Origin of the sequence: Pedobacter africanus, from assembly GCF_040548825.1 — a bacterium.
Taxonomy (GTDB): domain Bacteria; phylum Bacteroidota; class Bacteroidia; order Sphingobacteriales; family Sphingobacteriaceae; genus Pedobacter; species Pedobacter africanus_A.
Genome location: NZ_JBEPSL010000001.1, coordinates 633,198 through 646,790, shown reverse-complemented (window position 1 = coordinate 646,790; position 13,593 = coordinate 633,198). Strand labels below are relative to the sequence as shown.

Below are 13,593 nucleotides of genomic sequence, written 5' to 3'. Positions count from 1 at the left end.
ACACTATTCAGTTAAGACAGTAGAGGACTGCTCAAAAAACACGCGCATTTTTTGATGGATTAATGCCCCCTGATGGCTTACGCTATATTTTAATACTTCATTAAAATGTTGCTCAGCCAGTTCAAACTTCTTCAAGCCCAACTGTCCGAGTCCCATCATGTAATGGCAATGCACCCGGTTCATTGTATCCAGGTTCTGATCAAAAAGTACGAGGTCTGGTAGCGAAACGGCAAAATAATCGATTTCTATTTCGTCATATTCATGTTGCTTACCAAAATTGATCAGCTTTTCTAACAAATAATTGGCCTTCTCCTTCTGCCCCAGGGCAAGCAATGCCAGCGCTTTATAAAACAATTGATCTGGCTGTACATCATTGTAAAAGAAGGCCTGTACCGGCTCTTCACCACCAAGGGTGGCCCGTTCAAAAGCGTCTTTTGCCTTCTCTGCAGCGCCCTGCATTTGATAAATACTTCCCATCAGGTAATGGATGTCATTCATCGCCATGTTATAGAGTTTACCCTCACCAAGATGGTCGGGATAATGCTCCGTAGCCCTTAAGGCCGTCAAAGCGCCTTCATAGTTCTTTTCCATTAAGAATTCCTTTGCCCGTTCGATATGGCAAATCAGGTACTGCTTGATGACCTTTCCTTCGCCTCCTTCCCAGGGGTGAAACTTCCTAACGGCTAACAATCCCTTCGCCAGATCAAAGGCACCTAAACTATTCAAAAGGGTGATCTTTTCAAGATATAAATCGTCCCTGTCCACAATAAGCTCAGGGTATTTATTTAAGAAGTCAAGCCGCACCTGTACCGGATAGTTTAACAGCTTATGCAACTGGTCTAACTCCATTAACACTCTTGAATCGCTTTGATTACAGGCAAAAGCCTTTTCCATCTCTAAAAGAGCCATTTTATGATCTTTTAGTTTATTGTAATAGGCTAAAGCTAAATTCCGGTGTACTATGGCAAAACTATCATCCATGGCTGCAGACCTTTCCCAGCAATCTATAGCTTCCGTGTATTGTTGGTTTGCATACCAGAAGTTTCCCAAATAATACCATGCTTTTGTGTCCTGAGGACAAACTGCAAGGGCCGTTTTCAGTATGATCATTTCTTCAACCCTGTCTGGAAAACAATAGTCTGGCAACTGCATTCCCGCTTTTTTAAACAACTCGGCAGCCATTAATGAATCATCCAATTTTGAATACAGCCATCCCATGGTATAATAGATCATCGGATAAACTTCCTTCTTAAGGCCTACGTACAGCTGTAAAAATTGAATTGCCTCTGCATAAAAACCTGCAGACGCATAATCAAGTGCATATTCCAGGTAATTTTGATGAGCGTCGTGCATCAATCGGATCAGGAGCGAAAGTACAGCCTCTGCCTCTCGCTGTGCCCCCTCATTACTATAGCCCAGGTATTGTTCAAACAGGCAGCCATAATTAAAAGGATCATATTCCAGGGCATCCTTAAGCACAGATTTTGCCTGGTCGCCCCCCCCCCTTTTCCTAAGCAAGACCGCTTTAATATGCCTTGCGGTTGGACTATTGTAATTCCTAAGCAAGGATTTTTCTACCAGATCCAGGGCTTCCCCAAAGGCAGCTCTGCCTGCAGAAATTCTGGCCAGGGCGAGATATGCGATATGCTGAAATGCATCATTCCAGGTTGCTTTGTAAAACAGATCAAAAGCCTCTTCCTTTCTATCTTGCAACACCAGGCAATAGGCCAGGTTATAATGGGCCTCCCCACTATAGGGATTGTTATTTCTTAACGTGATGGATTGAACCGCCGTTCTAAAATAGCCTTCAGCTTTTGAAAACTGACCTTTTCTAAGCCACAATAGTCCGGCAGCCAGATTACACCTGATATCCTGAGGCTCCCTTTTCAAGGCCTCCTCATAATAATCCATGGGATTAAATGTAGCATGACGATACTGTTCTAAATGAAGTCCATTCAAATAAAGCATTTCTGTACTTTTGATATTTTCCGGTTTTTCTGCCGCTGTAGCCGCAGGAGGAAAAGGCTGTTCATTATATTTCTCCGGCTTGTAACTTACCAAAATGATCCCCTCTGTGTCTTCTAGAATCACTTCCAGGTCTTCCAAGGCGGTATCTGAGGCTATATCTACTCTTTTTTCAAGTACCTGTTCAGGGTTCAGATCCAAACGGGAGTTCAGTACCTCCTCGTTTTTCACCAATATCCTTAACGTTGCCTGTTGGTAAATTGCCGTTACATAAACCCTTACTACGAGCGCGTTTGATTCCAGTTCGATATTTACCATGGCCTCCTTAGTTGCATTTTTTACCATACCCACTCCTACATAAGGCATAAAATACTGTTCAAAAGTTTTCTCCTCATTAGGCTGCAGCCAGGCAAAATCAGGCTGATTTTCTGTAAAAACACCAGTCATTAACTCTATGTACGGCCCATCCTCGTCTGTTAAATTCCTATCCCACGAATGTCCGAATTCACCATCTCCCCATGTCCATTGTTTTTTTCCGGGAGAAATATGATGACTGGCAACATGTAACATTCCAGCTCCGGTATCGTGTTCATAACAGCCAATAAAATCAAATTTAGAGGGGATGGCCATATAAGAAGTTGGAACAGGTATATTTTTATACATAGAAATATCTGTTCCAGGAGCGTAATCTACTTTATAATAGGTACCTCTTGCAATTGGGAATTCAGAAACATCTCTTTTGCCATGGTCAAAAACAGCATACACATCAGGGGGAAAAACTGATTGGTAGTAATCGTTTACCTTTACTGCCGGATTTGCCCACCACAAGAACGTTTGGGGCAGACTGGTGCGGTTATAAACCTTCGCTTTAATCTCCAGGTAAGCTTTATCGGGATACAGTGCAAATCCGACCGTCCCTTTAGTATGCGACATCCGTTCCACTTCATTGATCCAGATGATCTTACTGCCCTGATCCCCCTCCTTTATGGTGTAGTCCAATCGCTCAAAAGTACTCGGACGATGGTGCTGCGGCCAGTTAAACTCAATTCCACCTGAGATCCATGGGCCACACAAACCTACCAGGGCCGGTTTGATAACCTGATTGTAATAAATAAAATGCCGCTGCCTTATTTTATCGTAGGCCATCTGAACCCTTCCACCTAACTCGGGCAGGACCATAATTTTCAGGTATTTATTTTCGAGAAATAAACCAATGTATTCTTTATCTTCTTTCTCATCGGCTATTTTTTCAATTACTGCATTGGGATAAACCCTGCCACTGCTACCCTGATAAATCCGCTTTTCAAAGAACATTGGATTTTTATTGGCTTCTCCTGTCACGTAGGTTGGAATGATCACTTTTTCTTCCCAAGCATTTACATACATATCGTTCATAACTTGTTATTAATAATGGCAAATACCAGACTAGGCCTGGCATTACTTTTAAAGGCTTCAAACCAACTGTTCGTTTTGGTAAAAAAAAATCATACGTTTACAAAGTTTGGTTAGAATTGAATTTGTGCTTGAGTGTAAAACTATAAACAAACGTTTGTGCAAAACATGGACAGATATTTTATAATGATGGATTATTTTACGATAATCAATTCCGCATGACAGAGAAGAAAAAAGACGGTTTTCATGGCCAAAGGGCCATAGTTCTGCCCCGAACCATACTTTCTAAATATTGCTGTCACAATCCATTGATAGCAGGTGCCTATCTTACTGATATCGGATACTATCCTAAGGCTAAATTTCACTACAGGGTACGCTCACAGGGCATAGACCAACATATCCTTATCTATAATATAGAAGGCTCTGGCTGGGCAGAGATAGGTGACAAAAAATATCAGATCAATCCTGGTGATTTTTTCATCGTTCCGGCAGGAAAAGTCAATCGATATGCCTCAGAAGAAAAAAATCCATGGTCTATTTATTGGATTCATTTTAAGGGAGAGACAGCAGATGCTTTCATAAAAACCTATTTTCAGCGTACCGGAACCTATACAGGAACCCTGTCTTATAATGAACACCGCATTCAGCTCTTCGACGAATTATACAAACATTTAGAGCGGGGTTACAGCCATGATAACCTGTGTTATGTAAACATGTTATTGCTGCATTTTTTATCTTCTTTTTTATTCGATTCCATTTTTAATGAGACTTCTTCAGATGATAATGAAACCGATATTGTACATCAAACCATTCTATATATGCAAAAAAATATGTCATCTGTACTTTCTCTTCAGGAAATTTCTGCATATGTAAATACATCTGTCTCTCATTATGCTTACCTGTTCAAAAAGAAAACCGGCTTTTCCCCTATTGAATATTTTAATCACCTTAAGGTACAGAAAGCTTGCCAATATTTACAATTTACCCCCATGAGGGTAAAAGAGATTGCTCATCAGCTGGGCATTGAAGATCCTTACTACTTCTCAAGACTATTTGCCAAAGTAATGAGCATGTCGCCCAAGGAATATCGGAACAAGTTTATTATTAAATCATAAGATAATCTATCGCTTCCATAAAATAATACATTTTTTCATTTTCCTGCCCTGATATCTTTGCTTACAGGACTACATGACCTGAATCTCTAACCAAACATTTTCATTTAATGGATAAAAAACCGAATTATTCAATTCTAATTAGTTTGATCGCTGCGCTTGGCGGATTGTTGTTTGGCTTTGATTTTGCCATATTTTCCGGTACCATTCCTTTTATTAAACCCTATTTTAATTTAAGTGAGGCTGAACTTGGCTGGACAAGCAGTTCTATCTATATTGGCTGCATCCTGGGCACCCTCATTACAGGTTATTTTGCAGATCGTTTTGGCAGAAAAATACCTTTAATTGCATCGGCTTTTATTTTTGCCATTTCGGCATTGGCCATGGGCTGGGCACCAAACTATCATTTACTCATCATTGCACGCATTGCGGCGGGAATCGGCGTTGGAGCGGCGTCTATGCTCTCTCCGTTATATATCGCCGAAGTATGCCCGGCCCACATCCGTGGCCGGATGGTGTCTATCAACCAGCTGACCATTGTATTAGGTATCCTCCTGGCTTATACTTCCAGCTATTTATTAGCCGGGATATCCAATAACTGGCGATGGATGTTTGCTTCGGCTGCCCTGCCTGCTACTGTGTTTTTTATTTCTGCTTTGTTTTTACCCGAAAGCCCAAGATGGCTAAGCGGAAAAGATCAGGAGACAGAAAAAGTTCAGCTTTCCGATCTTATCAAGCCGGGAATACTCTTTATTGTGAGCATTGGCATAGTCATAGCGATATTTCAACAAATATCCGGTGCAAATGTCGTTTTTGTATATGCCCCGATCATTTTCGCAAAGGCTGGAATGAACGTGAGCGATCAGCTGTTTCAGCAAATCCTAATTGGCCTTATTAACCTAATTTTCACATTATTATCTATGAAACTGGTAGATCGGATTGGACGCAGAAGGCTAATGCTCCTCGGAAGTATAGGCATGTCTGTTTTACTGCTGCTTATTGGTGGCGCGTTCTACTTTAACCTATTGCAGGGCCCATTGGTAACCATTTTGGTTCTCATTTTTATAGCCATTTATGCCACTACCCTTGCACCTGTTACCTGGGTATTGATTTCAGAAATCTTCCCAAATAAAGTGAGAGGATTGGCGATGTCTGTAGCTACTACAGCGCTTTGGCTGGCCTGTTTTGCCGTAGTTTATATTTTCCCGGTGCTGGTTGACTATTTCGGGCACAGAACTTATATGAACTTCCTGGTATTCGCAGTGATCTGCTTTGTTTACTTCCTTTTTCTCTTAAGATATGTTCCGGAAACCAAAAATAAAACCCTGGAAGAAATTGAAGAAAAACTTCTTTTTCCAGAAGGCAGAAATCGGAAATAGTTTTTTTTAAAATCTCCCCTTAACCATTAAACAACTTATTTCTTTTAATTGGCTTGCCCTTTCGGATCATCACCGCATGATAAAGACTTGGCACATCATTCTCCCATTTCCTGATGATAATGAGAATAGCAATGATCTCCATCCTGGTAATCATTCCGATGTAAAAGCAAGTCATAAACAGCCAGCCAGAATCGCAGGTAGCCATAATCTGTACCAATGTAGCAAGAATAGTCAGTGTCCAGAACTTTGAAGAAATGGCATGTGTAGCCACTTCTTTTCTGAATTTCAGGTAACTTACTACATACGTCAGGGCTTCTGCAGCCAGCAAGGTAAGCAGCAGGGGTCCATTTTCTTTAAAAAAATCAGTACAAATTACATAGGCTGCAGTCAATGCACTTAACCAGAAAATCTGGTCTATAAATGAGTCCAGACGGCGAAGTTTAACCGTAGAAATTTTTAATTTTCTGGCGATAATCCCATCAAAAACATCAGAGATTAAGCCAATTATCAGCAACATATTGATAACCGGTCTGAAATGCGCCGGTTGTACAAAACTCAGCGATAAAATCACCACACTAAACAATAAGCGGCTGTAAATTAGTAGAATTGGAATGTGTTTTAAATATTTATTCATTTCCAGATGGCTTGCATTACATTAACGAATGTACAAATTAATTGTTCAGCAGCGCCAGGTCTGAATTTCCAGCATTACTAAGTTTCTTTATCTTTAAGCCAGATATCCTCAAAAACAAAAAATGAAAAGTCATGCTTTCCAGGCCAGGCTGGAAATAATTGGGATCAACCCCTATGTTCAGGTTCCGGAAGCTATCCTGGCCGAAATTTTTGATCAGGCCGACAAAAACAAAGGGCCTATTCCAGTAGCCGGAACTATAAACGGCATGCCCTACCAGCAAACGTTGTTAAGGTATAGCGGACTTTGGCGACTTTACATCAATACCACAATGCTCAAAGATTCACCCAGGCGCATCGCAGAAAACATTAAAGTGACCATTAAATTTGATCCTTCCGACAAAACAATTGCACCTCACGCTGACCTGGTTAAAGCATTAAAAGAGAATTCAGCAGCCAAATCTAAATTTGAGCAGCTCAGTCCTTCCCTGCAAAAGGAGATCGTAAGGTACATTTCTGGTTTAAAAACCGAGGAAAGCAGAAACCGGAATATTGAAAAAGCAATTCAATTTTTACTGGGTAATGGTCCGTTTATAGGAAGAAAAACACCTTAACTGCGGTTACTCTTCCGATGTTTCTTCCAGCTTACCCTCTTTGTTCCGCTTAAGGGCTACTTTTGGATTCTCCTGTGAACCGGTAATGCTCAAAGGGATACCCAATATACCAAATGGCGGCAGGCCTAAACGGCCGCTCATGTTCAAGCGCCCATCAAAACTCACCTGTCCTTCAAAACGTGGCCTGAAACCGGCTACACGCATTTTAAACCGCTCTATATTGATGATGTTATTGGCTATCTTACTTTTGATCTGTACCTCTGAAACATCCGGATTAGTAAGGCTGTCGCGCTTTGTCGCCTTGCTTACCGCATTCATTAGCTTAAAGCCCATCAGGCTTACTTTTTTCACAGAAAGCACGCCTTCCCCTTTTAAAGAAGGATATACCGGCATCATATCTTTGTTCAGCTTACCCGAAAGCTGGTAATCCAGGCCTATTACCCCCTTAACTTTAGCAGCCGAGGTAGCCATATCCCTGAACAGTTTAATCTCCTTATAGGCTTTTGCAATGTCAAATTCCTTTGCCTGGATATGGTAATCAAATGTAGCTGCAACCGGGCTCAGGCTTTTGTATTTAGCGTCCATGCTCACCGCAGCATCAATCAGCTTAAACTGCGTTTGGTTCAATTCCAGCATCCCATTGTTGAGTGTAACTCCAGCCTTTGCATTTTTTATGACCAGGCCATTGTAATACACTGAACCTGCGTCTGCTGTTAAACTTACATTTAAATTATCAGGGATGATGATTACCCCACTGGCAGCACTGCCTTTTGAAGCTGATGCTGGCGCGGCATCATTATAAGCCATAAATTCATCTGCATAGAGTTTTCCGCTTTTCAGGTTAAAATTACCCGTAAGTTTGGCCTTATCTGAAAGCACATAGTTCACTACATTTCCGAGAAAACCTTCCATGCTAAAGTCAGACTGCCCATAGCTGCCTTTAAACTGCTCAAATTTCATTTTATCCTGTTTGAAGGAAAATACCCCATTTTTTACCAGGAAGGATTTCGGGAAAAGGTCTGAATTAAAGGTCATTTCCTTAATCACTACCCTACCCTTGTTGTCCAGTTTGTTATATCTTCCGGCCATGGCATCGCTTTGGCGACCGCTAAATGAAACATCCGTAAAAACAGATCCCTTTACATCGTAACCCCTCACCGCAAAAATCCGGTACATCTTACCGATATCAATGCTGCCTTTAGAGGTAATTTTGTAGCTGATATTTTCCAGGTTCTGTACCGCAGCCCGCAGCTGAAAAGGTTGTCCGCCCATTTCAAAAGACACCGGCTTAATGTTCATTACCGTACTTTTTAAACTGCCGTCGCGGTTGGTGAGTACGCCATCAATCGTAATCCGTTCCAGGGCCTGATCAAAATGTGCAGTTTTAATCCTGCCATCATTCAACAGAATAGCCGCTTCGGTAACCGGAAACTGTTTTCTCTTTTTGTTATAAGCACCCCTGCTTTTCAGGTTCAGGTTTAACTTACCATTCAGTTCCAGGTCTTTTATGGGATAAAACTCCTTAATTTCCGCCAGGTTCAGCAGTCCGCTCAACTGCACATCAATAGGTGTATTGCCCGAGGTTTTCAGCTTTGCAAATCCCCTGATGTAATTGGATAGTGCCTGTATGTTCAGGTTATTCAGTTCAAATTCGGTATGCTTGTAATCGCCATCTTTGTTATGGCCATTGATGTTAAAATTGATTTTATCGATAGCCGCCGGAAGCGAAGCGTACTTAAAATAGCCATTGCTCAGGCTTGAAGTTAATTTAAACACAGGAACGGTAGCGATTACCGTATCTACCTGCCTGATGCCACTCCGAACCACCTTTTTGGTGTACTTACCTTCGCCATGCAGGTCCATTAAAAACCTGCCCCTGAGCTGTTCCAGGCTAAAGATCTTCGCCCATTTCTCCAGGTCTATATCTGCCCGGCTGTTTACATAAATCTCCGGTTCTTTCAAGCCCCTGAAATTGAGCATGGCGCCTACATAATCCTTTCCTATATTGAAATATAAGCTATCCATGTTGATGTACAAGCTATCCGGGTCTAAAGAAGGGAGCTTGGTCTGCAGGTTAATGTACAGCTTACTGATGGGTTCCGGAGCTTTAGGGTTAGAAATCTCACCCTCCCTGATCTTTAAATCAAAAGACAGCGTAGGCATAATGTGCTGCCCCGCAAGGTATTTTCCGATTAAAGAGGCCTTGATCTCTGCATAGCCCTTGATATTTGTCTTTTCCATTCGCTCTGCAATTGCAGGGGGCAGGGCCGTAAATATATTGTGCAGATCGGTTTCCTTCGCCTTTGTCCTGAACTTGATGTCGTACCCGCCTTCTATAAAAGAAAACCTGCCCACAAAATGAATAGGCAAAGAATTGATCTTCAAGTCATTTTCATCAAACATCAGGTCCAGTGAGCTGGTATTGATCTTGGTAACCAGCCTTGCATTGATCTTTTTATTCAACAGATAGGGTTCATTGTTATAATAAACATCCAGTGAGCCGATCTCTGCCTTACTGCTGAGGTCGAATATCGCCTTGCTCAAATCGCCCTTACCCGAATAATTCAGGTTCCTGGCACTGATCAGCATCGGAACGGAATGATCGTTATAAACCAGCTTGCTTTTGTTGATAAAAATACCTTCTATCTTTATCGCTGTAGCAGCAGTATCGCTTTGCGGGGCAGCTTTTTCTTTGCTTTCGTAAACATCATAATTGGCATTCCCTTTTTTATCAACCTCAATATTGATCACCGACTCATCCAGGTATACCTGGTCTATTTTTATTTTATCGGAGAAAATACTGGCCAGGTTTACCCTGAATGCAAGCGCTTTGCTATACAGCAGGGTATCTCTTTCAAACGGCGCTGCGCCTTTCAGCAAAAAATCATTCAGGTTAAGTGTAAGCGACGGGAAATGACTAAAAAAAGACAGTCCTATACCACTGAACTTAACTTCGCCCTTAATGCTTTTATTGATGGATTGCTGGACTTCCCTTGAAATGGTTTCTTTAAATAAATAGGGTGCAGTGAATAACATCAGCAATAAAACGCCAAAGCTTATTCCCGTAATTTTTAATGCTTTTTTCAATCTGATAATAAGTTAATGCAGAACGCCGCTGTAAAGATATTATATTTCTTTAACATCGGCCGAGCGCATCCAGCCTGAGTTGCCGTCCGGCAGTTCAACATTGATCCAGTCGTTGCTGCTTTCCCTGATATTTACCTTGGTTCCGGCATGAATCACAAACAAGGTCTTTTGCTTGGTGTCGGGCCCGCTTTTAACATCTGTGGCGCCGCTAAAAACAATAGCCTCCCGCTTGCCCATATAGGCCGACTGTACATTGGCCATTACAAAACTGAGCAGTCCGAGTGACAAAAGCACAATACCTGCATAAAAAGCAGTCTTTTTGCGGAATACATCAATCAGGAACAGGTAAGCGATGAGCAGGGCGAAGCCCAGAAAAAAACAAAGGATATTGAATACCGACAAGGTGCTGGCGGAAAAAAAGAAAATAAACCCCTTCCACCAGCTGTTCAGGAAAAACTCCGGAACCTGCTCTATCCGGTCCGTTATTTTAGTGTTTGCCAGTTTCAGGTTCAGTTTCAGGTCCCGGTCGCCAGGCGTTAATTTAAGTGCCTTTTCGTAGTTTAAGATTGCCAGAGGCATTTCATTTAGCTTATAATTGGCATTGCCCATATTGAAATACAGGGCAGCAGATTCGTACCCTGCATCCAGCACCTGCTGGTATGCCGTAACTGCTTCTTTATACTGTTCCCTGGCATAAGCAGCATTGCCCTTTTTCAGCAAAGTCTCCGGCTGTTCATTTGCCAGGGAAAGCAGGGGCATGGCCAGAAACAAAAGCCAGGCATATAAGATATTTTTTAGTTGTCTATGCATTGGTCTCGATCTCATTAATGGTGTTTTTTGCTTTATCAAATACCTCCTGCTCTGATATACCGGTTACCGGGGCATACCTGGCCATCTCGCAAAGGTCAAGCGTTTCTTCCAGCTGTTTGATCAACGGCTCCCCTATGCCCCTGTCCCTAAGCTGTGTACGGATATGCGCTTTATTCAGCTCGGCGGCAGCAATATTGAATTTATCGCTAAGGTATTGATACAAACCTTTATAAACATCCTGATAAAACAGCTTTTTGTCACCGTCCTGCAATTGTCTTTTTGCGTTTGCTAGGTGTCTGGCAGCCACTTTATTCGCATTTCTGCCTTTCACTGCCACCTGATCGCGGTTGTTTTCCCTGTACCGTTTACGATAGGCAAATGCGGCAACGAACAACAAAGGTCCTACACACAATAACAGGTAATAGGCCAGCGACCCGTAGAATGAACTGCCTTTCTTATACAATCCGCCAGTATTCGTTTTGATATAGCTGATGTCTTTAGCCAGCATTTTAATGTCTTGCTGGTTGGCCGAAGAATAAGCTGTAACGTTAGAACCAGGTGCACCTTTGGCCACCTTTAAATCAAATGATCCGGTAGAAAGTGTCACATACCTTTGCGTTGCCGGATTGAAATACGAGAACTGGTAAGGTTCAATGGTATAATTCCCTTCATGCCGCGGAATAAGCAGGTAGCTGTACTCCCTGCTTCCCGATACACCGTTCAGGCTTTCTGTCAGATGATCTGTGAGCTTAGGGTCGTATTTCTCCAGATCGGCAGGAAAATTAACCGTCGGTGCCTTCAGCAGCTTTAAATTACCCGAACCGGTTATCTTTAAAGTATAATTAACCGCCTCATTTGCCTTTAACGCATGTTTATCTACAATAGCCGCTATAGAGAAATTCCCTACGGCCCCTTCAAAACCTGCAGGTTTACCAGTTTCAGGCAATGGCCTTACATTGATGTTGATGGGCGAACTCTTGATTTTGTATTTAACGTCCTTATAAGAACCAAAGAACATATCAAAAGGGTCACTTGAATTGCCTGAGGCAACAGGCTGCCGCACCAGAAAGGTCATGGCCAAAGGGTCCAGGCTCAACTTTCCGGAACGTTCAGGGAACAGGATCATTTCTTTCAGTACAGCCACATTATACCTGCTGCCTTGATAGGTCTCTGTCTCCCAGCGAACATTTGGATCGTTGTTTTTGATCTCCTGGCTCCAGAATCCGTTGAAATCAGGCAACTTGTCAAGTGCATTGTCCAGCAGCTCAATATTGGTATACAACTTATAGGTTACCGAAAGGCCCTCCCCCTGAAATACATTATTTTTACTGGCCACTGCCCGGATGAACAAACGCCTGGAGATATTCGAAGCTTCCCCTTCCACCCGCTGGTCCTGCTGCCGGCTGCCACCAGTGTTGCCCTGTGGGTTCTGGGGAACCGCACTGCCTTTTATGACCTTTAGTTTAACTGCATTGGTTTTATAGGTTTTGCCATTGATCACCAGTGAAGCTCCTCCTATCGTAAATTCTCCTTCCCTTACCGCCATCAGGTCGTAACTTAAGGACATACTGGACGTTGTCCTTCCGTTTATGGAAGTAAAACTCGACGATTGGTTTGGACCGCCCAGCACCTGGAAACCATTGAATGCGGGAGGGTTAAAAGACTCTATATTTCCGTTTCCGCTGATGGAAAAGATAAGCTCAAAAGGTTCTCCGGTTGCTACCTGGCTCCTGCTTAAAGTGGCAGTTACCTTTATGTCCTGAAAGTGCCTGGTACCTGCAGCAAATACAGCGCTGGTCAGGAGCAGCAAAACCGACAATATATAGTGTTTCATCTTCATTTTAAGTACCCTTACCAATCTTTAACAATACGTCCCTTCACGCCTTTGGCTTTTTTATTTTTCAGCTTGTCCTGTGTATTCTTCTCTTCGTTCTTCAAAGCTTCCAGCATCCGTTCTGCATCTTCTTTGGACAATTGGTTTGGCTGTGGCTGCTGCCCCTGCTGGTCTTTTTTATCCTGATCCTGTTTGTCTTTGTCTTTCTGGTCTTTGTTCTGCTGGTCTTTTTTCTCTTTATCCTTTTCCTGCTGATCCTTGTTCTGATCTTTATTTTTCTGATCCTTATTCTGGTCCTTTTTGTTTTTATCTTTGTTTTTGTTGTCCTTATTCTGTTGTTGCTGCTGTTTCAGTTTTTCCTGCGCATAGGCCAGGTTGTACCGGGTCTGGTCATCCTTAGGGTTATTCAGCAGCGACTTCTTATAGGCTTCAATGCTCTCCTCCAGCTTTTTTGCTTCCAGTAAAGCGTTTCCTAAATTGTGATAAGCCTGGGCTTTTACATTTTTATTCGAAGCAGACGCCGCAATATCTGTAAATTTTTGTGCAGCATTGTCATACTTCTTTTGCTTGTATAAAGCATCACCCAGGTTAAAGTTCCCTGCCACAGATGCTTTCGCTTTTTCTACGGAAGTCCTGTAGCTAGCCTCTGCTTCTGCATACTTTCCCTGCTTATACAGTTCATTCCCCTTATGGATATATTTCTTTTCCTTCTGCCCGAAAACGACAGCAGCCTGTAACAAGATGGATAGTATAATGATCAGTTGTTTCAT

The 13,593-nt window shown here is 42.3% G+C and carries 9 protein-coding genes; 3 read left to right on the top strand and 6 right to left on the bottom strand.

What is annotated here, in order from left to right:
• Window positions 1-3: 3 nt before the first annotated feature.
• Window positions 4-3,360, bottom strand: a complete 3,357-nt coding sequence (locus tag ABIE26_RS02525; protein WP_310140396.1) for a DUF5107 domain-containing protein — start codon at window positions 3,358-3,360, stop codon at window positions 4-6.
• A 215-nt stretch (window positions 3,361-3,575) separates the two neighbouring features.
• On the opposite strand from ABIE26_RS02525, the gene ABIE26_RS02520 reads away from it, so the two are divergent.
• Window positions 3,576-4,472 carry an AraC family transcriptional regulator gene (locus ABIE26_RS02520; RefSeq protein ID WP_310140398.1) on the top strand — a complete coding sequence of 299 codons (897 nt, stop codon included), beginning with the start codon at window positions 3,576-3,578 and terminating at the stop codon, window positions 4,470-4,472.
• Between the two features lie 107 nt (window positions 4,473-4,579).
• Entirely contained in the window at window positions 4,580-5,848 is a 1,269-nt protein-coding gene (locus ABIE26_RS02515) for a sugar porter family MFS transporter (protein ID WP_310140400.1), read from the top strand.
• 19 nt (window positions 5,849-5,867) lie between these two features.
• On the opposite strand, the gene ABIE26_RS02510 is transcribed toward ABIE26_RS02515, so the two are convergent.
• Window positions 5,868-6,482 carry a CDP-alcohol phosphatidyltransferase family protein gene (locus ABIE26_RS02510; protein WP_310140402.1) on the bottom strand — a complete coding sequence of 205 codons (615 nt, stop codon included), beginning with the start codon at window positions 6,480-6,482 and terminating at the stop codon, window positions 5,868-5,870.
• A 121-nt stretch (window positions 6,483-6,603) separates the two neighbouring features.
• Between ABIE26_RS02510 and ABIE26_RS02505 the strand changes: the two genes are divergently transcribed.
• The gene (locus tag ABIE26_RS02505; protein WP_354374962.1) at window positions 6,604-7,092 is read left to right on the top strand and encodes a YdeI/OmpD-associated family protein; all 489 of its coding nucleotides are present in this window, start codon (window positions 6,604-6,606) and stop codon (window positions 7,090-7,092) included.
• A 6-nt stretch (window positions 7,093-7,098) separates the two neighbouring features.
• Here the strand turns inward: ABIE26_RS02505 and ABIE26_RS02500 are convergent, their stop codons facing one another.
• From ABIE26_RS02500 to ABIE26_RS02485, 4 genes are read right to left on the bottom strand one after another with little or no spacing between them, the layout of a single operon-like run.
• A complete protein-coding gene (locus ABIE26_RS02500) occupies window positions 7,099-10,179 on the bottom strand; it encodes an AsmA family protein (RefSeq protein ID WP_310140406.1) in 3,081 nt (1,026 codons plus the stop codon).
• Window positions 10,180-10,218: 39 nt separating this feature from the next.
• The gene (locus tag ABIE26_RS02495) at window positions 10,219-10,989 is read right to left on the bottom strand and encodes an SH3 domain-containing protein (protein ID WP_310140407.1); all 771 of its coding nucleotides are present in this window, start codon (window positions 10,987-10,989) and stop codon (window positions 10,219-10,221) included.
• The gene (locus tag ABIE26_RS02490) at window positions 10,982-12,823 is read right to left on the bottom strand and encodes a BatD family protein (protein WP_310140410.1); all 1,842 of its coding nucleotides are present in this window, start codon (window positions 12,821-12,823) and stop codon (window positions 10,982-10,984) included. The genes ABIE26_RS02495 and ABIE26_RS02490 overlap by 8 nt, the downstream gene beginning before the upstream one ends.
• A 17-nt stretch (window positions 12,824-12,840) precedes the next feature.
• The gene (locus ABIE26_RS02485) at window positions 12,841-13,593 is read right to left on the bottom strand and encodes a tetratricopeptide repeat protein (RefSeq protein WP_310140412.1); all 753 of its coding nucleotides are present in this window, start codon (window positions 13,591-13,593) and stop codon (window positions 12,841-12,843) included.

Coding starts and splice junctions, on each gene's coding strand:
- ABIE26_RS02525 (WP_310140396.1), bottom strand. CDS start 3,360: ATGAACGATATGTATGTAAATGCTTGGGAAGAAAAAGTGATCATTCCA.
- ABIE26_RS02520 (WP_310140398.1), top strand. CDS start 3,576: ATGACAGAGAAGAAAAAAGACGGTTTTCATGGCCAAAGGGCCATAGTT.
- ABIE26_RS02515 (WP_310140400.1), top strand. CDS start 4,580: ATGGATAAAAAACCGAATTATTCAATTCTAATTAGTTTGATCGCTGCG.
- ABIE26_RS02510 (WP_310140402.1), bottom strand. CDS start 6,482: ATGAATAAATATTTAAAACACATTCCAATTCTACTAATTTACAGCCGC.
- ABIE26_RS02505 (WP_354374962.1), top strand. CDS start 6,604: ATGAAAAGTCATGCTTTCCAGGCCAGGCTGGAAATAATTGGGATCAAC.
- ABIE26_RS02495 (WP_310140407.1), bottom strand. CDS start 10,989: ATGCATAGACAACTAAAAAATATCTTATATGCCTGGCTTTTGTTTCTG.
- ABIE26_RS02490 (WP_310140410.1), bottom strand. CDS start 12,823: ATGAAACACTATATATTGTCGGTTTTGCTGCTCCTGACCAGCGCTGTA.
- ABIE26_RS02485 (WP_310140412.1), bottom strand. CDS start 13,593: ATGAAACAACTGATCATTATACTATCCATCTTGTTACAGGCTGCTGTC.